This window comes from Streptomyces sp. SP17BM10, assembly GCF_036322405.1.
In the GTDB taxonomy this organism is placed as follows: domain Bacteria; phylum Actinomycetota; class Actinomycetes; order Streptomycetales; family Streptomycetaceae; genus Kitasatospora.
Genome location: NZ_JAQYXB010000526.1, coordinates 13,972 through 40,811 on the forward strand (window position 1 = coordinate 13,972; position 26,840 = coordinate 40,811).

The window sequence follows — 26,840 nt, forward strand, 5'->3', positions numbered from 1 at the left end:
TTCAAACCAGTCTCCAGGTGTCCAACCTCAAGGGGAAACTTCACGGCCGAGCAGCGGCACGAGGTACTGCTCCAAGTGCTGGCGGTAACCGCGGGCGGTCGACGGCCGGATGTGGGGCTCGACGATCACGTACCAGCGCTGTAGCCACTGGCCGGTCGTGAGAAGTCCACCCTGGCGAGCGAGCATGGGGTCGCGCAGGCGCTTGAGCACGCGTTCGGCATCTGCCCGCGTACGGTAGCCGCCTCGACGCAGCCGGGACCAGCGATCATCGACGGCCACGTGTCTTGGCATCGCGAGATACCAGGAGCCGTGGCCACGGCGATGGAGCTCCGGGCAAAGGCTTCCAAGCTGTCGGCCGGTATGGGGGTCCCGGCAGCCGCACCGCTTGTAGATCGTTCCAGTGCCACGCATGACGTCCTCCCTCTGGAATAGCAGATGAACGTATAGCCAGCGTGTACCTGTGGCGGTGCGAGATAGCCCTGGTCCAGAGACCGGCGACGCTCTTGGAACGGCGTTCGGGAGCGCTAGGCGTGCTGAGGTGTACGGCCGAACGCTTCTCTCAGCAGATCGACTTCGGGTGAGTTCGAACCCGCGAGCGCTCGTCTGCCAGAACCTCTCGCGTCAGCGCTGCCGCGGGATTGGCAGGGGCTCATGGCGGTGCCAGATCAGTGATCGATCTTCGCGGCGAAGCTCCGCAGATCCCCATTCCAGGCGGACCACGCCTTCAGCCAGTGAGCAGGCGTAGGCGACGAGAACAAGCTTGGTGTCCGGCGAGAGGCGCGCGAGATCCGCATGAGGCTCGTCGTCATCCGGCAGTTCGATGCCGAGATCCAGTTCTCCCTGACGTGGGTCGGGACCGTGCCTGCGGATGAGGTCAGCACGGAGCCCTGACGCGCTGCGGAGCCTGGCAGCAGTCACGGGCACGTCCTTCTTCGCGTACCGGTAGGGGTAGATGACATGGCCGGCGATCACTGCGACGGTCCGCGCCTGGAGGCGCACCAGCTCAACGCCCGGAAGCTGCGATAGGCCAGCCGATAGTTCCTCGTACTGTGCGGCGTAGAGCCCGTGCCCGTACGCTTCGAGCGTCTGCGTGTGGACGCCTTCGTGGCCGCCTTGGGCACGTTCGTGGGCTCGGACAAGGCATGCGGGCACGATTGCTGTGACCTCGGTGGCGAGGGGGCCGAAGACGGTGCGTGCCCACGGACTGGCGGCGGAGTGCGCGTCTGACATGAGAATCCCCCGATCGATCGTCCTATGACCAACTTCAGGGTCTGACAGTCCGCTGATCGGCACGGTGGATCAAGGGCGCATTGGGGCATCTCAGGGTGCACGGAGCAGGAAGTGTTACGTGGTGAGGCTGGGGATGGGGCGGTGGGACTGTGCGATCGGTTCGGGGCCGCATCTCCTGTGCGACGCCGACGCCAGGATGATGTCCGATTGGAGGTTTGCGGCTCAGGTGGTGTCGGTGTCCCGGAATACGCTAGGCGGCCATGGACTGGCTGGAGCGGGTAGCGAAGCTAAGACGGTGGACGAACAACGACGTTCGGGCGCCGCACAAACCGTTGCTGCTGCTGTACGCGCTGGGCAGCTTCCAGCGCGATGCCGACGGTGAACTGAGGTACAGCGCTGTCGAGGAGGAACTGAAGCGGCTGCTCGAAGAGTACGGGCCGTCCCATCCGACGACCCCTGCGTACCCATTCCATCATCTGGTCAGTGACGGCGTATGGGAGGTCAGGACCGACCAAGGGCCTGGGAGCCCTGGAAGTGGGGTGCGGGTCCTCCGTGCCAGCGGCGCGACCGGAAGGCTCGCGCCCGAGTTGCGAACGGCTCTGCGGAAGGAGCCGGCGCTGCTGGGCCGTCTGGCGCGGGTGCTCCTGGACTTCCACTTCCCGCCGTCACTGCACGCCGACTTGTGCGAAGCCGTCGGCCTCGACCTGGACATGGTCGGGACCGAGGATGCGACCGGTAGCGGCCCGGGTGGGACGGAGCGGGCAGCGCGACGGCAGCGGGACCGGCGGATGCGTGAACTCATCCTGACCGCCTATGAGTTCCAGTGCGCCTTCTGCGGCTACGACGGCATGCTGGGCGCGAGCACAGTTGGCCTGGAGGCGGCGCACGTGCGCTGGTGGTCGTACGACGGGCCGGACGAGGTCGACAACGGCCTGTGTCTGTGTTCGCTGCACCACAAGCTCTTCGACAAGGGCGTCCTGGGCCTGGGGGAGGGCCGCCGGATACTCGTTTCGCGGCGCTTCGTCGGGCGCAGCGAGGCCAGCAGGCAGCATGTGCTCGCTTTGGCCGGACGGCCGGTCATCGGCCCGCAAGCAGGGGTTCCTCCGGTCGCGGGCCGGCACCGGCGGTGGCACGCCGAACAGGTCTTCCGGGGTGAGGCCCGGGAGCCCCTGACCCCGGCGTATACGGGCTAACAGAGGATGCACGGTCGTCGGCCCATCAGCGACCGTGCTCCGTTCGACTCCCATTCCGGGTGGCCCGTTCCCCGACCGTGCAGCCTGGACGGCACCGAATGCCTCGCCTGGAATCACCGAGTGGTCGTCAGCCGCGGCGGCCGTGCTCCACCGCGATCCGTCCTGCCTGCTGCCCGGTGACCAACTCCCGCAGTTTGGCGCGCGTCTCCGGGTCCGTCGAGTACACCACCGTGCCGATCATTCCTCGCGTCAGCAGCACCTTGTAGGTGTTGCGGATCAGCCGATCGATGTCGGCGTCGGTGGTGGACTTGCGGAAGACGGGGTCCTTGGACGCCGTCCGGTCGGTGACCCATCGGTCGGTGCGCCAGACGAGGTCCGGCCCGAGGATGACGCCGCTCCAGTCGTACTCGAAGCCCTGGGCGGTGTACACGCAGCCGACCTGGCCGAAGCCGGCCGGGTCGGTGGCCCACAGTGCGGCCGGAGGCGCGCCGGCGATCGAGCGGTCGCCGTACACGTTCCAAGGGCGGGCCCAGTCTCCGATCTGCACGTCTAGAGGGAGCGGATCTCCAGGTGTGATCTTCGTCGTCCACTTCCAGCAGTACCCAGCTGTGATTCGGGCGTTGAACCCTTCCACTTGGCGGGCTTCGAGGAACTTCTCTAGCTCGTCGGGGCTGTCGACAACCTTTAGGGTCACTCTGCCGTCGGGCTCCCATTCCACAGGGCCACCTGGCTCCAGCCCGAGCAGTCGCACCACCCAGTACAGGTAGGCGTCGCTACCTCCACCGCGGAAATGGCTGCCCAGTTCGATCACTTGGCAATCCAAGCCCTTTGCGACGGCGGCGGCGCGGATGAGGTCCACCGTTCCCATCTCGCCCGGCCGGACGATCTGGTTCTCGTCTAGCAGGAACACCGGCACTCGGGCGGCATCGATCAGTTCCTCGATCTGGGGCTTTCCCGTGCGGTGGGCCGCGCGTGTGTAGCGATTTGCTGACGTCTCCCTGATGCGGTGTGCCTCGTCGCAGATCAGAACGTCGAGGCCGTTGCGCTCGGCGGTCATGAAGCTGTTGAAGTACTTGAACAGCTCTTGCACTTGACGCGATCGTGCTGCGGCCGTCCGACGCATCGTGGTGGTGAACGAGCTGGATCCGGTTGCGTGGAGAGCCGCAACACCATGCCGGTACATGTAGCCCAGGAGCGACAGCGCGATGACGCTCTTCCCGGTGCCCGGGCTTCCAGTGATCACAACCACCTTCTTGCGATCAGTCTGCTGGGCCCGCCGCACCGCGTGCAGCACCACCTCACACGCAACCCGCTGTTCGTCGAGCAGAACGAACTGCTCACGCTCGCGTACCTCGGCGGCAGCTACCGACACGAGCTGTTGCGGGGGCCGGGTCTTCGCAGACAGAAGAAGATCAGCTGACTCGGCACCGTCTGCTGGGGCTAGTAGCGAGCGCAGGAGGTGAATGAAGCTCGGTCGCTGCCCCCCCGTGAACATCGCGACGTTGGAGCTCGGGCTCACGGCGAGAGTTTCCTGAGCCGCGAACTCCGCGACGTAGGGAAGGAATGCAACACCGGAGATCCGCTCAGGGCGGTCGGCTAGCGCCGCGTTGTACGACGCCAGATACGAGCAGTAGCCGCGCACCTGCTGGATCGGGTTGAGTAGAGGACGCGCGAGGCCGGGAACTCGGCACAGGTGCGCGATCTCGCCATCGGGCTCGACTTGCGACCACAGCTTCACTTCAACAACTACATAGGACGGATCCCCCGTTGCGGGGTGGATTCCCGCCAGCACGAGGTCGGCTGACCGGTTGGTGAAGGGGAGGTCATACTCAACCAACACTTCAACCTGGCCGAGACCGGCTTCCAGGAGAACGCTTAGAACCCCAGGTAGCCCGCGCTCCCACATGCGCCTCTCGGCCTGACTCGGCTGGTGCCCGCGGAGGAGCAGCGAGCTATGCTCGACTGCCGATGCGAGACTGCCAGAGAGGGCTTGTGCGGCCAGGAGGGATGCGGGACCGCGATACAGCACTTGTCTCCTCCTTGCTACTGGGGTTGGCTTCGTGGGTCGGCCGGCTGGGAGACAGTAACAAAACGGGTGATGGGGGAGCGGCTCCGCTCACTTGGGCAGGGCCTTGAGGATCTCAGGCCTGTCCTTGGGATCCGAGTTGGCGAGTGCCTCGCTGGCGATCTGCCGGGTCAGTCGAGCCCGGACGATGACGCGGATGATCGTCGAGACAGCGAGGAGGGAAGAGCCAATGGCAGTGTAGAGGGACAGCACGGAAGTCCTTAGGAGAGGCCGCGCGTGTAGGCGCCCAGCGGCGCCGAACGTGGGCGATGCATGATGCCGGGTTGCCAGAGCTGGCGCACGGACCTAGCCCGCGCCACAGCTCACCGCTCAAATCTTCCGAAAGCGGGAAGAGAACACCTGTGGCTGTGTCGCATAAGGGGCGCAGGGCAGGACCTGGTCTGGCGCGGCGCGTCCGGACATAGCCGAAGCGCTCGCGGGCATGCGCGAGGGCAACATGAAGGAACTCCGTTACGGGTGGGGGCATGTCCAAACATCGGAAGCCCGGCGGACCGTATGACTGTCCGTCACGTTAGCACGCCCAGGCAGTGAAGGTTGGGCGGTCTGCTGACCCGGTGGGGCCAGTGCCGCCTGATTGCCAGTCTTGTCAGCGCCACTGGGGAGCCGCCACGGTCAAACGCACCAACTATGGTTGCAGGAGCATTGCTTGACCTTATTCTCAGCGGGCCGGGTTGAGGATCCAACGGAGCACGGCGGGGTGCTGAAGGGCGGCCACTCAATCGAAGCCGCAAGAGTGCGGGCCGTCCTCGGCGACACCCTCCGTCAGGCCGACAAGCGCACCAATGGGGCGTAAATCGAATATTGGGAATATTGATTGCTCGGGCCGGGTCGGCAGTGTGATCCTTGTCACGGAACGGCAGAGGCGTCATGGCAAAGCCCCGGTTGCACCACATGGTGATGGAGTCCCAGCGTCACGCGCTCAAAGCGGTTGACGAGTGGAACGCCTCGACCGGGAACTACGGCGACTTCCTGACCCACATGCACAAGGCGTGGCACTACCTGCTGCACGCGGAGTTCCGCAAGGACGGCGTCGACTACCACTACCGGAACGGGCAGACCGGGTGGTACGAGTTGGTTGACGGTGAGCCCAAGGCGTGGCCGCTGGAGGAGTGCCTGAGGCGCCGGTACCTGGACCCGGCTGATCCCGTGCGGCTGAACGCCGAGCTGTTCGTCCAGCTGCGCAACAAGGTCGAGCACCGGTACGAGCACGGGCTCAAGGTGATCACCGGCGGCAAGGCGCAGGCGCTTGTCTTCAACTACGAGCACGAGATGGTCGACCACTTCGGGAGGACCTACAGCCTCGCCGACCGTGTGCGCTTCCCAATCTCCCTCCAGCAGCTCACCGCGGCTGGCCGGGAGGAACAGCGGGCTGCCGCCGCCAGGCTTCCTCAGCGAACCCGCGACCTGGTAGCCCGGTTCGAGGCGGCGATCGGCGACGACGTGCGGGACGACCTGCGCTACGACTACCGGATCCGCCTTGTGCCGATCGTGGGCCGCAAGACCGACGCCGACCTGGCGATCACCTTCGTGAACCTCGACGAGCTCACCGAGGACGAGCGGCAGACCATGACCGAGGCGGGCCGCCGCGGGATCGTGGTGACCCGCGACAAGCACGTGGAGGTCGCGGACAAGGAACTGCACCGGCCAGCCGACATCACCGGGCTCGTCAACGACCAGGTGCCGTTCGAGTTCAAGCTCCACCACCACACGGCAATGTGGCAGCAGCTCGAGGTCCGGCCACGCAAGACCGATCCGAAGCCGCACGCCACGGACGCCCGGTACTGCGTCTACAACGAGGCGTTCGACCAGTTCGTCTACACCGACGCCTGGGTAAAGAAGATCGTCAACACGATCGGCACGGTGGACAAGTACCGCGCGTTCTTCGGTAGCGACCCGGAGGGCCTCGTGATCCAGCTGCCAGGACAGCCGACGGGGGAGAACCGCGCCGCGGATCTCTCGGCTTAACCGTCCTCGGCAGCCGGCGGTTCCTCACCCGCGCGCCACGTACCGCGGTCGCGGACGTGGTCGAACACCTCGACCTCGGCGGCGAGGACGTCGAAGTGGGGGAGCGGTGTCCACAGGCTCCGTTCTCCGATGACGTACAGACGGCGTTTGGCACGGCTGGCGGCGACGTTGAGCAGGTGCGGGGTGCGGGCGGCCCAGTCGCGGGCGCCAGGCCGGCCGCCCCCGAGGACAAGGATGACAACGTCGGCCTCCTTGCCCTGGGCCCGGTGAACGGTGGCGCAGCGTTCGTCGAGCACCTCGAAGGTCCAGCCGGGGCGGTCGCCGCAGATCTTCTTGCACTCGGCAACGAGGGCGCGGAAGGGGGCGATGATCCGCAGCCGTTCGATGCCGACGCCGTGCTGATCGAGGCGGTTGAGGACGAACTTAAAGGCGCGGCGGTCGCGTTCGCCCCACGGCGCGTCGGGCGGGCGGGTGGGGTCGTCGGTGTTGAGCCAGCGGCTGGGCAGCAGGCCGTCGCGTTCGGCGTCGGGGAAGGGCTTGCCCGGGGTGCCGTAGACCATGAGGCCGCCGTAGGCGACAACGTTGCTGATGGTGAACATCGGTTCTTCGCAGCGGCGGTGGACGCGCAGGGGCGAGCCGACCCAGACGTGGTCGTCCTCGCCATCGGGGGCGGGCAGGTAGGTGCCGTAGCGGTTGGTCCGGTCGGCGACGGCCTGGGCGGAGGTGGCCGAGGGAAGCCACTGCTCGTCGACGTCGTAGGCGCGCAGCAGTCGGCGCTGGAGAGCGGTGGGCATGGTGACCACGGGTTCGAGCTGGAGGGGATCGCCGACGAGGACTGCGCGGCGGGCCCGCCACAGGGCGCCGACGGCGGCCTGCGGGGTGGCCTGGCCGGCTTCGTCGACCAGGACCCAGCCGATGGTGCCCTGCCCGAGGCGGGCGAACATGCTGCCGACGGAGGAGAAGGTGGTGGAGACGACCGGGACCAAGAGGAAGAGGGTCTGCCAGGCGCGCTCGACCTCTTCATCGGGGATCGGCCCGTTGGTGTTCGTCATCAGCTCCATGAGGACCTGCAGGTTGCCGTGAACCTTCTTCGCGGCGCCGGCGACGAGGGCGCGGTGCAGGTCGAGTGCGCGCAGGAACAGGTCGCTGCGGGCAGTCGACCAGGCCTCGTCGGACCACGGCGAGCCGAGTTCCTGGTCGCGCTCATCGAGGTGGAGCCAGCCGAGCGGCAGCGAGGGTAGCGTTCTGGTGGCCTCCCGTAGCCGGCGGTGGCGGGCATCGAGATCGGCGACGGCGGCGTCCAACTCGCGTCGCGCCGCCATGGCGGCGGTGCGGGCACCCGAGAGAGCGCCAGCCGCCGCGTTCTCCTGATCGAGAGCGGCCTGCACTCCGGCCCGGGCGGTCGCGAGCGCGTTGGCCGTTTCGGTGACAGCGGCGTCGGCGTCGTTGTGGAGTTCGACGGCCAGGGCCTCGGCGCGGACCGCGTCGGCAACCTGCTCCACGGCGTCGTCGAGGGCGCGCCGCTGCTGGACGAGCAGGTGCAGGATCTCGGCCTGGGTGCGTTCGCGATGCTGCTCGGCGGCCTGCCGGTCGGCGGTGCTCTGCAGCAGCCGGCGCAGCCCGCCGCGCAGACCGCGATCGACGGCTGGCGGAGCGTCGTGGCGGACGGTCAGCGCGTCCACGTACTCGCGGTGGTGCGCGGCCCGCTCCCGTGCGCCGGACAGCTGCGCGCGGGCGGCTGCCAGCTCCTGCCGTGCTCTGGGCACACGCTCGCCGGCCGTACGGTGACCGGCCTCGGCCGCCACCGCGGCGCCGTGGGCGTCGGCGACGGCAGCGTTGGCCGCCTCCAGGCGGGCCACGCACGCGATCACCCGCTCGTCAGCCTGTTCCACCGCGGCCTCCAGATCCGCGATCCGCCACCCGGCCCGCGGGGACTCGACGGCCTCCAGCGCGGCGGCTAACTGGATGCGCTGCGCGCGCAGGCGCTCGACCTCGGCTTCGGCCGCGCGGAACGCGGCGACAGCTTCACGCCACGACGGTACGGGCCGTGCCGGGGTCGTCGTCGGGACGGTGCCGGACTCGGCGGCCAGGCGGCGGCCGTGGGCGGGGGCGTTCGGCGGGGTCCAGTCGTTGAGGATCGCCTTCATGCCGCGCAGCGGCGGCAGGCCGGCGGTGGTGCGGGCGTCGTCCTCCTCCTTCGGCAGGCGGCCCCACCAGAACCGTTCGCTGAACTCCTTGCGGTTGGTCTTGTTGCCGAGCACGGCCGCCACCAGGCCCCACGCCGGCGCCCCGCCGAGGAGTACGGAGGCGAGATCGGAGAAGTGGTCCGGGCCGCCACGCCAGTGCTCGCCGAGCGCGTCCAGGCCCGGCAGCTCTGCGGTGATGTTCTCCACCGCGCCGTTGTTGGATGAGGTGACCACGATCTCGAACCCGGTCAACCGCGGGTCGAGTCGAGCGACATAGCGCCGGTGCTTGCCGGAGCGATCCAGCCCCTGCCACGCGCGGCCGGTGAACGCCTGCCCCGGACGGTCGAATGAGGCCATCACCGCCGCCCGCTCGACCACCAGGGCAGCCACCAGATCGCGCAGCATCGTGGTCTTGCCCGTACCCGGCGGACCGTTCACCGAGAACATCCCGCCCTCGCCGCCGTCGCGGTCGGCAAGCATGCGGTCGACCGCGAACTGCTGGCTCAACGCGAGCGGGAACCGCGCCGGAGATGGCCACCGGCCAGCCGGCACCAGAGCCGGGGCGACCCCGGCCAGGACCACCTCGCGGTCCTGCCGCACGTCGGTGCGCGCCGCCACGTCCACCGAGCCACGCTCGGTCAAATAGGCGCCCAGAGCAGGCCCGACCCCCTTGCCGGCCGCCGCGCGCACCCGGGCCAGGTCCGGCGGAAGAAGGCTGTTCAGGAACGGCGCCGCGGCGGCGACCTTCGTCCGCGGATCACGCGGACGGTGAACCAGCCTGCTGCGCACGCGGATCACCCGCGGCCGCAGGTGCTCCTCCACTCCGCACAGGTCCGCGATCTGCGCGGTCAGCGCCACCAGGTCGGCAAGACCCACTGCCCGAGGATCGGCAATCCCCTCCTGTGCCGTCGGGCCGTCCCCGTCCCTGGCCGGTGCCGCAGGTTCGGCAGTGGGGGAGGGGCCGGCGTCGGCCGGCAGGCCTTCCTCCGCGCGGTCCGGTGCGGGGCGGCGGGCGGCCGCCCAGTCGGCGGCCCGCCGCACGAGAGGTTCCGCCGCGCCCTGCAGCGCGGCGCCGGCGACCTCGCCGAACAGTGCGCCGACCGCGCCCACGGCCGCACCGCCCAGGATCTCGGCCAACAGCCGTTGCCAGCCAGGGGCCCGCGACGCCGACGCGGGATCCGCCGCCGGAGGTCGCGGGCGGGGCTGCTGCTCGGGCACCGGTCCGGGGGACGGCGACGGGGCGTAGGGGATGGTGGTGGCAGCCAGCGTGTCGATCGCGGCGCCGAAGGCGTCGTTCAGGTCCTCGAAACCGTCCAGCCACCCCGGGACGGACGGCCCGGGATCGAAGAGCCGCCCTGTTGCCCATGCGCACGCGGAGATCACCGACGTGTCATCGACTGGCCGGCCCTCGTCGTCCAGGATCAGCGCGAACATCGCACTCTGCCCGGACAGCACCAGCTCCGCCTGTGGCACCCCGGGATCGGGGTCCGTCCCTTCGGGCAGCACCGCGATCATCGCCTGCCGCAGCAGCTCCAGGTCGAACACCCCGCCGTAGACCTCGTGGCGCCACATCTTCCCGAACGGTGCACGGCGCTTCGCGGTTGCCGGGTGGTCCGAATCCCACGGCAGAGGCAGGAACGCCTGGCCCGGTTGCGGGGTCACGTCGATGACGTACTCGTCTGCGGGACCGGAGCGCGCGGCGCGACGACCGCGCGGCAGGGACGGAATGCTCGGCGGACTGAACAGCTCGATCGCCCGCCAGCACTCCAGCAGAGCCTCCCGGCGACGGTCCCGCACGTGTCCGCTCCGCACCCAAAGCCCCCGTGTCGAACTCGCGGCACGCGGCCGCTTCGTGTGCCGATCAGCTGCCCACAGAATCTACCGGAGCACCACCGAACACGCCGAGTGCCCAGCTTACGACCCGTCGCCTGGGGCGGCGGTCGGCCACCGCATGCAAGCGGCGTGAATCACCCGTCGGTGCGTGTCTCCGATGTACCTCCAGCACGATGGAGGCTCCTCGGACCCCACGACAGGGCGAGTTCGATCCAAGCAACCGAAGGAACGCGATCGGAATCGATCACCACACGCCAAGCCGACTAGTAGTACTTTGTGTTAGCTGGTCTTGTCGCGGTGCGTGCCTGGCAGTTCGCTGACTGTATGAGGGTTGGGGAACTTGCCGTCTCCTGGGGGCGGTTGGAGGAGTTCGCGGCTGAAGTGTTCGCGCCGTTGGTGCGGCGTGACCAGCGGGCCAAGGGCGGGTTGTACCTGCGGGGGCTGCTGCTGGACGGGCGGCGGAAGTCGGTGCAGCCCATGGCCGAGCGTCCGGGGATCGATCATCAGCAGTTGCAGCAGTTCATGACGTCTTCGACCTGGCCCGTCGGACAGGTGCGCGCCCGGCTGGCCCGGCGGACCGTGCGAGTGGTGCGGCCCGAGGTGTGGGCGGTGGACGACACCGGTTTCCCGAAGGACGGAACGGCCTCGCCCGGGGTGGCCCGGCAGTACTCCGGCACCCTGGGCAAGGTCGGCAACTGCCAGATCGGCGTCAGCGTCCACGCCGTCTCCGACACCGCCTCGTGCCCGCTGTCGTGGCGCCTGTTTCTGCCCACCTCGTGGGACGGGCCCGAAGCGGCCCGGCGACGCGCGGCCTGCCGGATCCCCGAGGACGAACACCACCGCCCGAAATGGCGCCTGGCACTGGAGATGCTCGACGAACTCTCCGGCACGGGCCTGCGACCTGCGGCCGTGGTCGCCGACGCGGGCTACGGCGCGAACGCGGATTTCCGCCACGGGCTCGAGGACCGCCACCTGGCATACGTCCTCCAGGTCAGGGGCGAGATGACCGCCCACGGTGAGAGCGCCGAGCCGTACCAGCCGCCCTACGGCGGCCTGGGCCCGCACCCGCTGCCGCGTTGCCGGACCCGCCCGGTCTCCCTGCGCGAGCGCATCCTGGCCGCGGGACGCAGAGCCGGACACAGCGTGACCTGGCGCAAGGGCTCCAAAGCCGCGATGAGCTCGCACTTCGTCCTCCTGCGTGTCCGGCTGGCCGGACGCCGTCCCAAGCCTGCCGGCGACGGAACGATCCCGCTCACCTGGCTGATCGCGCAGTGGCCGGACGGCGAGGCCGAGCCCGTCAAGTACTGGATCTCGAACCTGCCCGCCGACATCCCCGCCAAGGACCTGGTCAGGCTCGCCAAGTCACGCTGGCGGATCGAGCACGACTACCGCGAACTGAAGACCTGTCTGGGACTGGACCATTTCGAGGGCCGCTCGTTCATCGGCTGGCACCGCCACGTCACCCTGGTCAGCGCCGCCCATCTGTTCCTCACCGAACAGCGCACCCACCCACAATCCCCTGCCAGGGCCTGACCCTCTACCAGGCCCTGGCACTCCTCCAGCACCTCGTCACCACCTGGACCGGGACCTGTCCCACCTGTCGACAACCCATCCCCTGGCAGACCTACGACACCACCTAACAAAGCACTACTAGCAGGTGAGTGATCATGCCGGGGATGGCCAGCAGGTCGAAGGCGCTCGCCGTCGAGGCGACAGCATGATCGTGAGGGAGCCCGGGTCGGCCTGGCGGCCAAGGCGCAGCGCGAGGAGGACCAGGCGGGGTAGGGCGTGGGCGGTGGCCAGCACGCTGGCCTTGCGGCCGGAGATGAGTTCGGCGTCGCTCTCGGGCGGGCGGTACCCCATCATCTCGGCCTCGTCTTCGGCCGTGAGGTCGAGCTGTGGCGTGGTGCTCAAGCGGTTGCCTCCCAGCCCTCGGCCTTGGTGCGGATGGTGCGCAGGTGCTCGGTGAGGAACCATTCGGGGTCGCCGCCGAGCATGCAGAGCGTGACGAGAGCGGTGAGGGCGGTGTCGCACGCCTCGGCGCGCACGTGGTCCCAGGTGTGGGAGTGGCCTTTGTTCGGGTTGAGGCCCAAGGCTCCGATGATGGCCTGGGCGAGTTCGCCGGCCTCCTCCTGGACCTTGAGGCCTTGGAGCATCCGGAGCTTTTCGGGATCGTCCGTGAAACGCGAATTCAGCTTATTAGCAACCAAGTTGGCGACTTGCAGCAGCTCTTCCATGGGGGTTGATCCTGCTCCCTGTTCGATTTCGCATCCAAGCGCCGGGAGGTTCCCGGCGGTTCTCGGCGAGCCCGGGTCGAAGACCACGAAGACCACGTTTTCGATTCGGGCCGGGCCGCTCACCACAAGGTCGGGTCCTCCTGCGGCCGGGGGTGGCCGGGCAGGCCAGGCGGGACGGCAGCGGCCAGCAGAGCGGTCCAGGTGGCGTGGTGCCCGGCGAGGTGGATCAGCAACAGGGCGGCCGCGTGGGCGTCGAAGGCGGCTCGGTGGCGCTTCCCGGGGACGGCCGACAGGTCGATGCCGCACAGCTCGATCAGCGCGTCCAGGCCGTACCCGGCGGCCTGCGGGTAGGTCGCGCGCGCCAGGCGCAGGGTGTCCAGCACCCCGGCCGGCTGCCACCCCGGCAGGTGCTGGGACAAGACGCCGTAGTCCACGTGGGCGTTGTGCGCGGCGATCCACGCGCCCTCCAGATCGGCGCGCACCCGCTCGCCGATCTGCGGCCACGATGGCGCGGAGGCGACGTCCTGGCTCGTGATGCCGTGAACCCGCGTGGCCATCGGGCTGATCGGCCGGGGCGGGCGGACCAGGGTGGAGCGCGCGGAGGCGGACACCGGGCTGCCGTTCACCACCGGGACGGCGGCCAGCTCCACCAGGTCCGGCGGCTGGGCGCCGTTGCCCTCCACGTCCACGACGACAACTCGGGGCCAAGCGCTGTAGTCCATGCGTTCCCTATCGGCTGGCGGCCAGACTGCGGGTGAGCGCCGAGGCGGCGCGGTCGAGGGCGGTGGCAACGTCGGTTTGTAGGTCGGCCGGTAGATTGCCCTGGTCCAGGCCGCAGGCGGTCACGGTCTCGGTGAGCTGGTGCCGTTCGGCGGGGAACATGGTGGCGGCGACGGCCGGGTGGGCGAGGGACGGCATTTTTGATGCTCCGTCAGTTGGTGGTCGCGTTGTGGTCGCGTGGCTCTGCGGCGGTGGGCTTTTGGCCGGGTAACTCGTGTCCGTCATGGCGTCACGGCTCTTGATGAGTGCGAGTCGGTTGTGGGCCTGTGGGGTGCGGTCGCTCGTCGCTCGTCGCTCGTCGGTCGCGGTCGGGGGATGGGAATTGGGGTCCTGGTTCCGTCGATCGCGTTCAGGGTCTTGTCGATGGTGTCGACGGCGTCGCGGGCGGCCTATTCGGTGACGAACAGCGCCTCGTCGGCGGCCGGCAGATCGGCCACCTCGTCGACGGCCGGCCCTTCGCTGCGCAGTGCCGCGGCCACGGCGAACCGCAGGTCATCGTGGTCTTCGGCCACCAGTATTCGCACGGCGGTCAGGATCGCCCGATGTGCGGCCAGGGCCCGCCCCTCATCAAATCCTCAGCTTCGCCCGGCCATCATCTGTGAGGTCACAGCGGAGTGAACCGGCAGGAGCCGAGCAGCGCGGCCGTTCGCTCAGGAAGTGCCTGGGCGGACCGGCACGCGGCGCCGTGAGACACCCCCGGGCGCGATCCCCCACGCGCCCGGGGACCGCCGGCGGCCCGGCGGATGGAGCCTTCGGCCCAGCCGCCCCGGGCCGCCGAGGTGGTGCCGGTGCCGCGAATCACCGCAGCCGCCGTGCGCAACAACCTGCCGAGTCCCTCTGGAGTCCCCCCATGAAGCACCCGACGAGCAAGCGCGTCGGCCTGATCCTGACCATGGCCGCACTCGGCGTCACGGCACTTGCCGGATGCATCCCGGCGTCCGGGGACACAGCTGCCGAGAGCACCGATACCGCGCTGACCGGCTCCGCGCAGCAGAGCGCTTTGCAGACCTTCTACCGGCAGAAGCCGACCTGGACCACGTGCGGCGAGCTCCAGTGCGCCACGTTGACCGTCCCGGTGGACTACGCGCACCCGGAGACCGGTCAGACCTTCACCCTGCCACTGGCCAGGTCCGTCACGGCGGACCCCGCCCGGCGCATGGGCTCCCTGGTCTTCAACCCCGGCGGACCGGGCGAATCCGGGGTCGAGCAGCTGAAGTCCGGCGGCCTCTCCTTCTTCAGCGAACGGGCGCGCGCCCGCTTCGACATTGTCAGCTTCGACCCCCGGGGCGTGGCCGGCAGCAAGCCGGCCGTCGACTGCGGCTCCTCCGACTTCGCCGACCAGGACCAGCCCGAATCCGACTCCGCCTCGATGAGTGCGTATCCGAAGACCGCTGCCGAACGCAGCGCCGCGCTCGCGGACGCCGAGAAGCAGGTCGCCTCCTGCAAGGCCCGCAGCGGAGCCATCCTGCTGCACGTCGGGACACTGGACGCGGCCCGCGACATGGACGTGCTGCGCGCGGCCCTCGGCGACGAGAAGCTCAGCTACCTCGGCTGGTCCTACGGCACCTACCTCGGCACCGTCTACGGCGAACTGTTCCCGCACCGGGTCCGCGCACTCGCCCTCGACGGCGCCGTCGACCCCTCACTCGACTGGTCCGAGGCCACCCTCCAGCAGGGCAAAGCCTTCCGGAAGTCGGTGGACGACTACGCTCAGAAGTGCGCCACCGTGGTCCACGACGCCTGCCCCGCCACCACCCCGGACGGCATCCACAAGGTGATCACCGACCTGCACCGGCGGACGGCCAAGCACCCGCTGCCTATCAACGGCACCACCGAGCGGCTCGACCAGAACATGCTGCTCACCGCCCTCACCAAGTCGATGTACACACCCGAGTCCCAGTGGCAGGACCTGTCCGAGGCGCTGCGCGCCGCGCGGGGCGGCGACGGAACGAAACTCGCCGAGATCGCCAGCCCCGGCATATCCGCCCAGCCCGCCCAGGACGACAGCTCCGACCCGGGCAGCTCCGGCGGGCAGGCGCCCGACAACTCCTCCGTCGCCATCACCGCTGTCAACTGCCTCGACCAGCCGCACCCGAGGGACGCGCAGCCCTACTGGGAGCTGCTGGAGCGCGCCAACCAGGAGGCCGGAGTCTTCGGCACGTCCGCCGTGCTCGCCGAACTCACCTGTAAGGACTGGCCGACCGGACAGCAGCAGCCGCACCGCGTGAACGCCAAGGGCCTGCCCCCGGCCTTGGTCGTCGGCACCACCGGCGACCCGGCCACGCCCTACCCGTGGTCGCAGGGCCTCGCCGCCCAACTGCCCGGCGGCATGCTGCTCACCTTCAAGGGGTCCGGCCACACCGCCTACGGCCGCAGCAACGCCTGCGTCGACGACGCCGTGGACGCCTACCTCATCGACCTCAAGCCGGTCCCGAGCGGCACGGCCTGCTGAACGGTCGGCACTCCCGTCGCGTCACCCCCGTCCCCGCTCACAGCTCGCACCACTGGAGACCTTCCACATGCCCGTCGACATGTCCCTGGACTCCTTGCCCGCGTCAACGCTTTACCAGCCCCTGCAGCCCGACGATCCGGCCGAAGTAGGCGGCTACCGGTTGCACGCCCGGCTCGGGGCAGGCGGCATGGGGCGGGTCTACCTGTCTTACACCCCCGGTGGCCGGCCCGTGGCCCTCAAGACGGTCCGGCCGGAGTTCGCGCAGGACACGGAGTTCCGGTGGCGCTTCGCACAGGAGGTCACCAACGCCCGGCGGATCCATGGGCTGTACACCGCCCAGGTGATCGACTCCGGCGCGGACGACGACGTGCCGTGGCTGGCCACCGCGTACGTTCCGGGCCCGTCGCTGCAACAGGTGGTCCGGGAACACGGCGCGCTACCGGCGCGCACGGTCCTGCTGCTGATGGGCGGGATCGCGGAGGCGCTGCAGGCGATCCACGGCGCCGGAGTCGTGCACCGGGATCTCAAGCCCGCCAACGTGCTGCTCGCGGCCGACGGTCCGCGCGTGATCGACTTCGGCATCGCCCGCGCGGCCGACGCCGTCGCGCTGACCGGCACCGGTTTCCGGATCGGTTCGCCCGCCTTCATGGCGCCCGAGCAGGCTCTGGGCAGGCCGGTCACGCCCGCGACGGACGTCTTCGCGCTGGGTTCTCTGGCGGCGTACACCGCCGGCGGCACCCAGCCGTTCGGCGAGGGACCGGAGACCACGGTGCTGTACCGGGTGGTGAACGAGCAGCCGGATCTCGGCCGTGTCCCGGGCGACCTGCACGCGCTGCTGCTGCGCTGCCTGGCCAAGCAGCCCGAGGACCGGCCGACCCCCGCAGAGATCATCGAGGCCGCCCGCAACCACCCCGCCGCAGGCGGCGGACTGCGCTTCGCCGACGACTGGCTGCCCACTCAGGTCAGCACCGACATCACCCGCCGCTCCGACCTGCCGCAGGACTTGGCCGCCGCGTCCTCCCCCGACGTCGTCGCCGCCCAGGCCCCGCCCGGCTCCTACGGCGCTGTGCAGCCCCTGTCCGAGGTGCCGACCGCTCTGCTTCAGCCCCCACTGCCGACCGTCGCCGCTCCCGCGCCACCCGCGGTGGGCAGGCCCCGCCCTAAGGGCGCAGCCCGGAAGACGGTACTGCTGCTGTCGGCGTTGGTGGTGGCTCTCGGCGGCACGGTCGGCGGCGTGCTCCTGTCCGACAGGCTCGACCGGATCCTCGCCGCCACGGGATCGGTCGGCGACAGCCCGACGGCCGGTGACACCGGCCCGGACACGCCGGCACCGGCGGCCGACGGCCCGAGGCCGACCGACCTGGCGAGCCCGGCCACGTACACCGCGGCGTACACGGATGCAATCCTGACCGCACCCGACGACTCCTACGACTTCGACATCGAGACCGGCAGGTTGATCCCCGCGCAGTCCGCCGAGTGGTCCGTGGGGCACAACGCCAACGAGTTCCTGATACCGACGGGAAGCGACGCCGCCATCACCCCCGGCGGGCGGCCAGCCCCGGCCGATTGCTCGACGGCCATCGACCGGCATCCGGCGACGGCCCTCGACTTCAGTGACCTGCCGGCCGGCCGAGCCTTCTGCGTGCGATCGAGAAGCACTCACGCCATAGCGATCGTGCGGGTCATCTCCGTGACCGGCAACGGCCCGGTGAAGGTCTCGATGGACCACTACCGCAGCGACAGCTGACCTCCGCTCCCATCCGGTGGCCGTCGCTGGAGCACCGCCACCGTCGTGAGCTGCCTTCGCGCCGGGTGCGGCCCTGCTGGGCGAGGGCGAAGGCCGCCCGCCCCGGAAGACCCTGCCCACCCGGTTTCGTCCGACATGGCTCGCCACCTGTCCGTGGACGCGGGCCGAGCCCGCCGAGCGAGGGCCGCCCCTCAGGGCGCGGCCGCTCGGGCCGCCCCGACATCGCCACGGTGCTCCGTCCGCGCCGGACCGATCCGGCCGCTCTGGAGAGCCGCGGCGGGGGTTCGGGCGTCTCAGCGCCACTCGATCAGGAACAGGGGCGCGCCGTCGCTCGTACGACCGCCCCGTTTCTCCTCCAGGACGTGGGAAAGCGCGCGCACCACGGCCCGCACCCCGTCCTGCGATCGCTCGACGCGGTTGACCCAGTCGATGAGCTGTGCCGCGCGAGGGCCGCTCACCCCTGGTTTCGGCGCGTTCGTCATGCCGTACCCATGCTGAGGACGACACGGCCGCACCACTGTCACCCACGGGCGGAGCGTGCGGACCGGCTCTCCGTTCGGGCCGAGGTCGGCGGTCGAATGCACGACGACCGTCTCGGGCGGCGTGTGGGTGCCGGGCACCGGGCAGGGCGATCGCCTACCACAGACGGAAGCCATGGCGGCCTCCTCACCGCCGAGCGTTCGGGGCCCTCCCGCCCCAAGATGGGCGGCCCGACGCTGAACGACCTTGACATCGACCAACTCAAGCTTTACGAGTGAGGGAGAGGGGATTGGCCCAGGAATCCGCTTGTGCGGGAGGAGGCCCCGCGATGGCTCGCTCCGTCGGTATCGATCTGGGCACCACGAACTCCGTCGTCTGTGTTCTGGAGGGCGGCGAGCCCACCGTCATCCCCAATGCGGAAGGGGCGCGCACCACCCCGTCGGTCGTGGCGTTCGCCAAGGGCGGCGACGTGCTGGTCGGCGAAGTCGCCAAACGCCAGGCCGTCACGAACGTGGACCGCACCGCCCGCTCCGTCAAGCGCCACGTGGGCGACCCGCACTGGCGCTTCCCCGACGCCGGTGACGTCGATGGAAAGCGGTACACCGCGCAGGAGATCTCCGCCCGTGTACTGCAGAAGCTCAAGCGCGACGCCGAGGCCTACCTCGGGGAGGACGTGACCGACGCCGTCGTCACCGTCCCCGCCTACTTCAACGACTCCCAGCGCACCGCCACCAAGGAAGCCGGCGAGATCGCCGGCCTGAAGGTGCTGCGCATCGTCAACGAGCCGACCGCCGCGGCCCTCGCGTACGGTCTGGACAAGGAGAGTGACCAGACGATCCTGGTCTTCGACCTCGGCGGTGGCACCTTCGACGTCTCCCTGCTGGAGATCGGCGAGGGCGTGGTGGAGGTGAAAGCCACCAACGGCGATACCCATCTCGGCGGCGACGACTGGGATCAGAAGATCGTCGACCACCTCGTCCAGCAGTTCAAGAACGGCTACGGCATCGACCTGTCGAAGGACAAGATGGCCGTGCAGCGTCTGCGCGAGGCCGCCGAGAAGGCCAAGATCGAGCTGTCCTCGACGAGCGAGACGACGATCAACCTGCCGTACGTCACGGCCTCGGCCGAGGGCCCGCTGCACCTGGACGAGAAGCTCACCCGCGCCGAGTTCCAGCAGCTCACCGCAGACCTGCTGGAACGCTGCAAGACCCCGTTCGACCAGGCGGTGAAGGACGCCGGGATCAAGGTGTCCGGCATCGACCACGTCATCCTCGTCGGCGGCTCGACCCGTATGCCGGCCGTCACCGCCCTGGTGAAGGAGCTGACCGGCAAGGACCCGCACAAGGGTGTCAATCCGGACGAGGTCGTCGCCATCGGCGCCTCCCTGCAGGCCGGTGTCCTCAAGGGTGAGGTCAAGGACGTCCTGCTGCTGGACGTCACCCCGCTGTCCCTCGGTATCGAGACCAAGGGCGGCATCATGACCAAGCTGATCGAGCGCAACACCACGATCCCCACCCGGCGCTCCGAGATCTTCACGACGGCCGAGGACAACCAGCCGTCCGTGCAGATCCAGGTCTTCCAGGGCGAGCGCGAGATCGCCGCGTACAACAAGAAGCTCGGAATGTTCGAGCTGACCGGCCTGCCGCCGGCGCCGCGCGGGCTGCCGCAGATCGAGGTCACCTTCGACATCGACGCCAACGGCATCATGCACGTCGCGGCCAAGGACCTCGGCACCGGACGGGAACAGAGGATGACCGTCACCGGCGGCTCCTCCCTGCCCAAGCAGGACATCGAGCGCATGATGCGCGAGGCCGAGCAGCACGCCGAGGAGGACCGTCGCCGCAAGGAGGCCGCCGAGACCCGAAACCAGGCCGAACACCTCGTCTACTCCACCGAGAAACTCCTCCAGGACAACCCGGACACGATCCCGTCAGACGTCACGGCCGAGGTCAACGGGGCCCTGGCGGACCTGAAGGACAAGCTCGAGGGCGAGGACAGCACGGCCATCCGCACCTCGATGGAGCGCGCGGCCACCGTCGCGCAGAGGATCGGCACCGCCCTCTACGCCCAGGCCGGCGGCCCCCAAGCCGCCGCCGGCACCGGCCCGACGCAGAGCGGTGACGAGGAGGAGGTCGTCGATGCGGAGATCGTCGACGACCAGACTCCGAAAGGAGCCCCCGGATGAGCCGGCCCGCCGACCCGGCGGGACGGACGCCCTGGGGGCGTCATCCGTGACAGCGGCCACCCTCCGGTCACGACGGTCCGGTCCCGCCCCGACAGGCCCGCCCACCGGGGCGCTCCGCCGGCTCGCGGTGGCGGGCCGGCGGCCGTGGGTGGACGGTGCGCCCCGCGGCGTTCTCACTGGCACGGCACAGGCGCCTTCGCGTAACGGGGCGGCCGTGCTCTGCCCGCGGCAAGGCTCGGAGCCTCGTGTCTAGGAAGCGTCCTCGCCCCAGTCGATGCGTTCCACAGCATGCGGCGGGAACGACACCCGAGAACCGTCCTTCTGAGTAACGTGCACCCATCCGTGCTCGTCGATACGAATGATGCCCCCGACCGACTCGCTGAGCGCAACGCCGGGGCTGACGTATCCCGCCCCATGGGCCAGATGCACTGTTCCGGGGTTCGCCTCAAGGCTTGCCATGACCACATTGTCCAGGTCCGAGCCCGGGCCCACCACCGGAGCCCCGTCATGCCCGCCCAAGGGGCCTGGAGCCCACCTCCGTGCCCTGGTCGGCCCGGGGACCGACTATCCGTCGTGCCCCGTGCCGAGGGTCGGCCTTTCCGGGGCGGACGCGGAACCGTCCCGGTGGCCCGGCGAAGCGGATGTGCCACTGCGCGCGATCGGACACGTCGGGTTGCTCGGTGCCGCCGCTGTCCTACACGTGGAACGGGACGGTCGTGACGACGACCTTCGGCAGGGGGCGCAGCGCTCTCCGTAGCCTGGCCGCGAGACGGTTGTGCAGGAGGCGGTGGCGCCAGTGCCGTACGACGATCTCCGGGAGGATGACGGTCAGGGTGAGGTCCGGGCGCTGGCGGTGCAGCGACTCGATGTAGTTGACCAGCGGTGCGACGATCGCGCGATAGGGCGAGAGGACGATCTTCAGGGGTAGGTGGTCGCCCCACAGGTTCCAGTACGCGCGGAAGCGTTGGGCCTCGTCCGCGCTGGAGCTGATGTGGAGCGCGAGGACCGGCTGCTGGAGCGAGGCGGCGTAGGCGAGGGCGCGCATGCCGGCCTGGTCCAGGGTGGCGATCGGCACGATCGACAGGGGGTGGATCTCCTCGGGAGTCTCCTCGCTCTCGGCTTCAGCCGTGGTCTCGAACGTTGCTCCGGTCGCGGTGCCCGATGTCCGTGCGGTGCCTCGTGCCGTGCGCCCCTCCGAACTCGGCGGTGTGACCGTACGGCTGGGGACTTCGACGGCATGCGGATGCAGGGCGGTCGCCCCGCCGACCGTGTCGTAGTGGTGTCGGATGCGTGTCGTCACCAGGACGAACAGTCCCACCGTGAGCACGGCGAACCAGGCGCCCTCGGTGAACTTGGTGATGCCGGCGGTGATGAGGACGACCGCCGAGAGCAGGGCGCCGGTGGCGTTGAAGGCCAGGCTCTTGCGCCAGTGGCGGTCGCGCAGGCGCCACCAGTGAACGACCATGCCGGCCTGCGACAGAGTGAAGGCGAGGAAGACGCCGACGGCATAGAGCGGGATCAGAGGGCCGCTCTTGCCGCCGAACGCCGCGTAGATGGCGGCCGCGGCGACCGAGAGCAGGATGATCCCGTTGCTGAAGGCCAGACGGTCGCCCAGTCGCAGGAAGATCCGCGGTGCCTGGCTGTCACGGGCCAGCAGGAACAGGACGCGGGGGAAGTCGTTGTAGGCGGTGTTGGCCGCGAGGAGCAGGATCGCGGCGGTGGAGGCCTGGGTGAACACGTAGCCGAAGCCCGAGCCGAAGGTGCGATGGGCGAGCTGCGACAGGACCGTCTCCCGTGAGTTCGGGACGATGCCGTCGAGGTGGACGAGTGTGACCGTGCCGGCGAACAGTGCGACGAGCAGGCCGACCATCCAGGTCAGTGTCGTGCGGGCATTGCGCCACTCGGTCGGCTGGAAGGCCGGCACCGCGTTGGAGATCGCCTCGATGCCTGTCATCGCCGTCGAACCCGAGGCGAAGGCACGCAGGACCAGAAGCAGGCTGACGCCCTCGGTCGCGGTCAGCTGCGGTGTCGCCGCCGGGTGGAAACCGCGGCCGGCCGCGTCGGACAGACCCACGGCGACGAGCGTCAGGACCGCGATCACGAAGGCGTAGGTCGGTGCGGCGAACAGTGCACCCGCCTGCCGCACACCGCGGAGGTTCCCGGCGAGCAGCACGGCGATCACGGCGACGCCGATCGGCACGACGTCGCCTTGGAGCGAGGGGATCGCCGAGGTGATCGCCGCCATGCCGGAGGCGATCGAGACCGCGACCGTGAGGATGTAGTCGGTCATCAGTCCGGCAGCGGCCGCCAACCCGGGAACGCGGCCGAGGTTGGCGGTGGCGACGATGTACGAACCGCCGCCGTGCGGATACGCCCGGATCGTCTGACGGTACGACACCCCGACCGCGAGCATCAGGAACACGATCGTCACGGCGATCGGCACCGAGTACCGCAAACCCGCGGCACCAGCCAGGACGAGGACGCCCAGCATCGCCTCGGGCCCGTACGCGACCGAGGAGAGCGCGTCGGCGGAGAGCACCGGCAACGCCACCAGCTTGCGCATCCGCTCATGCGCGATCGCGGAGCTTCTCAGCGGAGCCCCGAGCACCACGTGTCGCACCCCGGTACCGACCCGGCCGAGCCGGGAGGTCCGTGTGTCCTCGCTGGTCGCCTCGACCGCAGGCGGTCCTCCGCCAACCGCGGCGACCCGCACGAAACGACCGAAGCGGACCGGCCGGATCTCCGAAGGAGCGGGATAACGACCGAGATCCGGATCCACCGGCAGCGCATGCCGCCATGCCTGTTGATCCCCGGCTACCCGACCCCACTCGAGCCCCACCCGTCGCAACACCTCGAGCTGCTCCGCGTCGAGCGCCGACAGCAGGGCGTCGGGGCTCGGTGCGCCGCCCTCGCCACCTCGACTCGTCTCCGACACGGCACACAGTGTGACGCATGGCGTCCCCTGCCGGGGGCACGGCGCACGCAGGCTGTCTCGTGCTCGGAGCGCAGGGCCGTGCCTCGCTCGCCTCACCCGGATCCGGACCGGCGGCCCCGACTCGGCGCCTGCGACTGTGGGGTGAGGCGCAGGAAATCTCTCGGGTGGAATTTCTGGGCTAACTCCACGCGGAGGAATTTTCACATATCAATGTGCACGGTGGGCTCGAATTATCGCAGTAGGGAGTATCCTCGAAAGTACCGGGAGAAGTTACCGGTAGGACGATCGCGAGGAGGCGAATATGCAGATCACTGAGGCAGGATCCCTGGCTGTGCGGCTCGTGATCGAAAAAGTGTCCGCCTTTTCGGCGGGAAAGATCACAGGGTGAATTGGGGGGAAGGGGCACAGATGCAGATCCTGCTGCCCCGGTCGGCGTTATGCTCATGCAGGCCGGAAGGCCGTTCCCCGCAGCGATGCGGGGAACGGCCTTTTCTGCGGCGGGGCCGCGTGTCACGGTTCGGTGGAGGACCGCCTTCACCGGCGTCCGGCGGTGGCGAAGGTGGCGGCGCACATGGCGGCGACTGCTCTGCGGGCATCCCGGCCGGCGGGGCCTCTTCGGCCAGCACACCCACGCGTCCCACCGGCTGCGGTGCGCGATCAAGGGCGTGGAGAATCTGGCCGACTTCGAAACACGGATCGGGAAGGACGCCCAGGCCGAGGACAACGGAATGACCACCCCGGAAAGTTCGAGGGTGACAAGGCCTGGCTCGTCGGCTCCGAGAACCGCAACCGTGGCTCCCTGCCCGCCGGCATCTGGCGCGGCACCGCGGCCGGACTCGCCGACTGCGGAGCCGGTTCAGCGTCGGGCCAGCACCTCGGCGAGGCGGCTCACCCCGTCCTCGCCGTGGCCGAGGCCCATGGTCCGGCGGACCAGACCCTCGGCCGCGCGCATGACCCCGGACTCGATGCCGTGCGACTCGGCGGTGTGCACGATGTGGGCCATGGTGGATACCCCCGAGGTGAGCGGGTTGATGGCGCCCGAATAGCTGCCGCTGTCGAAGTCCTCGGCGAACTCCGCGAACAGTGGGGGCAGGATCGCACCGATCCCCTGGGCGAACGGCGCCAGCTCCCGCCCGCTGATCCCCTCCGCCTTGGCCAGCGCCAGCGCGTGCACGTACCCGGCCATCGCCGTCCAGAAGATGTCCAGCAGCGCGATGTCGAAGCCGGCCGCCCGGCCGATGTCCTCGCCGAGGTGGGTGTGGGTGCCGCCGAGCACCGCCAGCACCGGCGCGTACCGCTCGTAGAGGTCGGCCGGCCCGCTGTGGATGAAGACCGCCTCCGGGGTGCCGATGCTCGGGGCCGGCGTCATGATGGCGCCGTCCAGGTACTCGACGCCGTGCTCCGCCGCCCAAGCGGCCGTGGACCGGGCCCGGTCCGGCGAGTCGGCGGTCAGGTTGACCACCGCCCGGCCCTTGAGCGCGGCCTCGACCTCCGTACGGCGCAGCACGGCGTCCGAGGCGTCGTAGTTCACCACGCAGACGACGGTCAGCTCGCTCGCGGCCACGGCCTCCTCCGCCGTGGCCGCGCTCAGCGCGCCCCGGGCGACCAGCGTGGCGTCCCGGCCCGGGGTGCGGTTCCAGACCGTGGTGCGGACGCCGGCGTCCACGAAGGCGCCGGCCAGGGCGCGTCCCATCGGCCCGAGGCCGAGCACGGTGACGGTGGGCTGGGCGTGGTTGGTGGGCATACTTCATCTCCTGTAGACATGGTGGTGGACAACGGCGACCCTGGGGGGAAGAGATGACGCGCAGTCAGGCCGCGAACCCGAACGTGTGCGGGGTGACGGCTGCGATCGCCGTGATCGACGGCAAGTGGAAGACGTCCCTGCTCTGGCTGCTGGAGGCCGGCCCGCATCGCCCCGCCGAGCTCCGCCGACGGCTGCCCGGCCTCAGTGAGAAGGTCCTCACCCAGGCCCTGCGCGAGATGGAGTCCGACGGCCTGGTGCACCGCGAGGTGCACGACGTCCTTCCGCTGAAGACGGTCTACTCCCTGACCGACTTCGGCCGCCGCCTCTCCGGCGCACTCGGCCCGGTCTCCGACCTGGGCCACGAGCGCCTCGACCGTATGACGGCCGAGCAGGCCGGACAGGTCGAACCGCCGCTCTCCTGACCTGCTGCCATCTCCCTTCGTGCTTACGGACACCAGTCTTGTCCCACCGCACGTCGCTGCCCAGTACGCACAAAAAAGTGGCTACTGGGCAGCGACGCGATGGTCACCAGGCGACAAGCCGAGTCCGCGGACATGATGACCATCCGGCCATCAGCCCTCCCCCGGTTGACCTCGATCCGGTATGCCACCGAGCCTGGGGAATCTCGTGTTTCGCAGACCCTCCTCAGCGTTGAGCCTGCCTAGGGCCCTCGGCCAGCAGGGCCGCAACAGGCGTGCCCTGGCCTACGCACAGGCCGCCTGGAAGCTCCACCAGGGGACCGGGCAGGAGGAGGGCAGGCTCGGGGTGCGTACGGTCAGCCGGTGGGCACGCCGCCGGCCACCTGGCCGAGGTCGCTCCAGCCCCCGTGGCCGTCGCCGCCGTTCCAGCTGTAGACGAGAGCGGCGTTGGACGGCGGATCGGTGCGGATGTAGTCCGCGTTGCCGTCACCGTCGAAGTCGGCGAGGCGCACCCGGCTCTGGTCGGTGGTCAGACCGGTGGCGACGATGCCGAGGTCGAACCAGCCTCCGGCCGGGTCACCGCCCCTGTTCAGGTAGACGTGCACCGAACCGTCCGGGTCGATCGCCGCGTAGTCGGCCCGCCCGTCACCGTCGACATCCACGAAGCGCACGCGACTCGGGTCCGTGGTGAGACCCGAGGCGACCTGGCCGACGGGCTGCCAACCGCCGTGTCCGTCGCCGCCCCTGTTCAGCCAGGCGCTGACCGCGCCGTTGGCGGCGATGCTGAGGTAGTCGGCCTTGCCGTCGCCGTCGAAGTCCGCGTACCGGACCCGGCCGAGACCGCCCGACTCGCTGGCGGTGTTCGACGCCACGGAGGCCCGCGCCGCTCCGGCCGAGTACGACTGGTCCAGCCCGGTGTAGAACGCCTGCGCCATGCGGCCGTAGCCGCTGTCGTTCGGGTGGAGGCGGTCGGACATCTCGGCCGGGGTCAGGGCGGGCGGGTCCACGTACTGGAAGGAGTGCCCGGCCCGGGCCTCGACCGCCTGCAGCCGCCGGACCCGGTCGTTGGAGGCGGCCGGCGGGCTCTGGAGGCCCTGGGTGGTCGGGACGACGCCCTCCATGACCACCGCGACGCCGGGCCGGCCCTCGTAGATCCGGTCGCACTCCGGAGTTGGAGGTGCTGGACCACCTGCTGCGTGAGGTGCGGGACGGCCGAAGTCGGGTGCCGTCGGGATCAGCCGCCGGCGGCGGAGGCGGGGACCGGGAACGGCGGCGTGGTCGACGAACACGCGCAGGCCTTGGCGTTCAAACGCGGCGACCAGGGGATCGACTCGGCGCCGGCGTGGCGGCGGGGGTTACCGGGCCCGC

Annotated in this window: 22 protein-coding genes; 7 read left to right on the top strand and 15 right to left on the bottom strand. The window is 69.9% G+C overall.

Features of this window, described 5'->3' with window-relative positions:
- Positions 1–27 precede the first annotated feature (27 nt).
- A complete protein-coding gene (locus tag PUR71_RS10725; protein WP_329926457.1) occupies positions 28–279 on the bottom strand; it encodes a hypothetical protein in 252 nt (83 codons plus the stop codon).
- 342 nt (positions 280–621) lie between these two features.
- On the bottom strand, positions 622–1,230 hold the full coding sequence (locus PUR71_RS10730; protein WP_329926459.1) for a hypothetical protein: 609 nt from the start codon (positions 1,228–1,230) through the stop codon (positions 622–624).
- Positions 1,231–1,490: 260 nt separating this feature from the next.
- Between PUR71_RS10730 and PUR71_RS10735 the strand changes: the two genes are divergently transcribed.
- Positions 1,491–2,423, top strand: a complete 933-nt coding sequence (locus PUR71_RS10735) for a phosphorothioated DNA-binding restriction endonuclease (protein WP_329926461.1) — start codon at positions 1,491–1,493, stop codon at positions 2,421–2,423.
- Positions 2,424–2,550: 127 nt separating this feature from the next.
- Here PUR71_RS10735 and PUR71_RS10740 read toward each other — a convergent pair whose 3' ends face one another.
- On the bottom strand, positions 2,551–4,452 hold the full coding sequence (locus PUR71_RS10740; RefSeq protein ID WP_329926463.1) for a DUF2075 domain-containing protein: 1,902 nt from the start codon (positions 4,450–4,452) through the stop codon (positions 2,551–2,553).
- A gap of 87 nt (positions 4,453–4,539) precedes the next feature.
- The gene (locus PUR71_RS10745) at positions 4,540–4,701 is read right to left on the bottom strand and encodes a hypothetical protein (RefSeq protein WP_329926465.1); all 162 of its coding nucleotides are present in this window, start codon (positions 4,699–4,701) and stop codon (positions 4,540–4,542) included.
- A gap of 705 nt (positions 4,702–5,406) precedes the next feature.
- Between PUR71_RS10745 and PUR71_RS10750 the strand changes: the two genes are divergently transcribed.
- A complete protein-coding gene (locus PUR71_RS10750) occupies positions 5,407–6,474 on the top strand; it encodes a DUF3644 domain-containing protein (protein ID WP_329926467.1) in 1,068 nt (355 codons plus the stop codon).
- On the opposite strand, the gene PUR71_RS10755 is transcribed toward PUR71_RS10750, so the two are convergent.
- Entirely contained in the window at positions 6,471–10,232 is a 3,762-nt protein-coding gene (locus tag PUR71_RS10755) for a DEAD/DEAH box helicase (RefSeq protein WP_329926469.1), read from the bottom strand. The two genes, PUR71_RS10750 and PUR71_RS10755, sit on opposite strands and share 4 nt — an antisense overlap.
- A 585-nt stretch (positions 10,233–10,817) precedes the next feature.
- On the opposite strand from PUR71_RS10755, the gene PUR71_RS10760 reads away from it, so the two are divergent.
- Positions 10,818–12,026: an IS701 family transposase gene (locus PUR71_RS10760; protein WP_329926471.1), complete on the top strand. Its 1,209-nt coding sequence runs from the start codon at positions 10,818–10,820 to the stop codon at positions 12,024–12,026.
- Between the two features lie 132 nt (positions 12,027–12,158).
- On the opposite strand, the gene PUR71_RS10765 is transcribed toward PUR71_RS10760, so the two are convergent.
- The 5 genes from PUR71_RS10765 to PUR71_RS10785 form a co-directional block, all read right to left on the bottom strand.
- Entirely contained in the window at positions 12,159–12,407 is a 249-nt protein-coding gene (locus PUR71_RS10765; RefSeq protein ID WP_329926473.1) for a hypothetical protein, read from the bottom strand.
- The gene (locus tag PUR71_RS10770; protein ID WP_329926474.1) at positions 12,404–12,730 is read right to left on the bottom strand and encodes a MazG-like family protein; all 327 of its coding nucleotides are present in this window, start codon (positions 12,728–12,730) and stop codon (positions 12,404–12,406) included. The genes PUR71_RS10765 and PUR71_RS10770 overlap by 4 nt, the downstream gene beginning before the upstream one ends.
- Positions 12,731–12,849: 119 nt before the next feature.
- On the bottom strand, positions 12,850–13,452 hold the full coding sequence (locus PUR71_RS10775; RefSeq protein ID WP_329926476.1) for a 3'-5' exonuclease: 603 nt from the start codon (positions 13,450–13,452) through the stop codon (positions 12,850–12,852).
- Positions 13,453–13,459: 7 nt separating this feature from the next.
- A complete protein-coding gene (locus PUR71_RS10780; RefSeq protein ID WP_329926478.1) occupies positions 13,460–13,648 on the bottom strand; it encodes a hypothetical protein in 189 nt (62 codons plus the stop codon).
- Between the two features lie 251 nt (positions 13,649–13,899).
- The gene (locus PUR71_RS10785) at positions 13,900–14,034 is read right to left on the bottom strand and encodes a response regulator (RefSeq protein WP_329926480.1); all 135 of its coding nucleotides are present in this window, start codon (positions 14,032–14,034) and stop codon (positions 13,900–13,902) included.
- A 326-nt stretch (positions 14,035–14,360) separates the two neighbouring features.
- On the opposite strand from PUR71_RS10785, the gene PUR71_RS10790 reads away from it, so the two are divergent.
- Both PUR71_RS10790 and PUR71_RS10795 read left to right on the top strand, forming a co-directional pair.
- Positions 14,361–15,962 carry an alpha/beta hydrolase gene (locus PUR71_RS10790; RefSeq protein WP_329926482.1) on the top strand — a complete coding sequence of 534 codons (1,602 nt, stop codon included), beginning with the start codon at positions 14,361–14,363 and terminating at the stop codon, positions 15,960–15,962.
- A gap of 67 nt (positions 15,963–16,029) precedes the next feature.
- Entirely contained in the window at positions 16,030–17,709 is a 1,680-nt protein-coding gene (locus PUR71_RS10795; RefSeq protein ID WP_329926484.1) for a serine/threonine-protein kinase, read from the top strand.
- A gap of 293 nt (positions 17,710–18,002) precedes the next feature.
- On the opposite strand, the gene PUR71_RS10800 is transcribed toward PUR71_RS10795, so the two are convergent.
- Positions 18,003–18,191 carry a hypothetical protein gene (locus tag PUR71_RS10800; protein ID WP_329926486.1) on the bottom strand — a complete coding sequence of 63 codons (189 nt, stop codon included), beginning with the start codon at positions 18,189–18,191 and terminating at the stop codon, positions 18,003–18,005.
- 326 nt (positions 18,192–18,517) lie between these two features.
- On the opposite strand from PUR71_RS10800, the gene dnaK reads away from it, so the two are divergent.
- Positions 18,518–20,374, top strand: a complete 1,857-nt coding sequence (gene dnaK / locus PUR71_RS10805) for a molecular chaperone DnaK (RefSeq protein WP_329926487.1) — start codon at positions 18,518–18,520, stop codon at positions 20,372–20,374.
- A 249-nt stretch (positions 20,375–20,623) separates the two neighbouring features.
- On the opposite strand, the gene PUR71_RS10810 is transcribed toward dnaK, so the two are convergent.
- From PUR71_RS10810 to PUR71_RS10820, 3 genes are all read right to left on the bottom strand, one after another.
- Complete coding sequence (locus PUR71_RS10810; protein ID WP_329926489.1) at positions 20,624–20,833, bottom strand: hypothetical protein; 210 nt, start codon at positions 20,831–20,833, stop codon at positions 20,624–20,626.
- 235 nt (positions 20,834–21,068) lie between these two features.
- Positions 21,069–22,937 carry an APC family permease gene (locus PUR71_RS10815; RefSeq protein WP_329926491.1) on the bottom strand — a complete coding sequence of 623 codons (1,869 nt, stop codon included), beginning with the start codon at positions 22,935–22,937 and terminating at the stop codon, positions 21,069–21,071.
- A gap of 1,228 nt (positions 22,938–24,165) precedes the next feature.
- Complete coding sequence (locus PUR71_RS10820; RefSeq protein ID WP_329926492.1) at positions 24,166–25,053, bottom strand: NAD(P)-dependent oxidoreductase; 888 nt, start codon at positions 25,051–25,053, stop codon at positions 24,166–24,168.
- A gap of 53 nt (positions 25,054–25,106) precedes the next feature.
- Between PUR71_RS10820 and PUR71_RS10825 the strand changes: the two genes are divergently transcribed.
- Positions 25,107–25,475, top strand: coding sequence for a winged helix-turn-helix transcriptional regulator (locus PUR71_RS10825; protein ID WP_329926494.1), 369 nt, complete (start codon positions 25,107–25,109; stop codon positions 25,473–25,475).
- 353 nt (positions 25,476–25,828) lie between these two features.
- On the opposite strand, the gene PUR71_RS10830 is transcribed toward PUR71_RS10825, so the two are convergent.
- Positions 25,829–26,593 (bottom strand): FG-GAP-like repeat-containing protein, encoded by a 765-nt coding sequence (locus tag PUR71_RS10830; RefSeq protein ID WP_329926496.1) that lies wholly within the window; start codon positions 26,591–26,593, stop codon positions 25,829–25,831.
- Positions 26,594–26,840 lie beyond the last annotated feature (247 nt).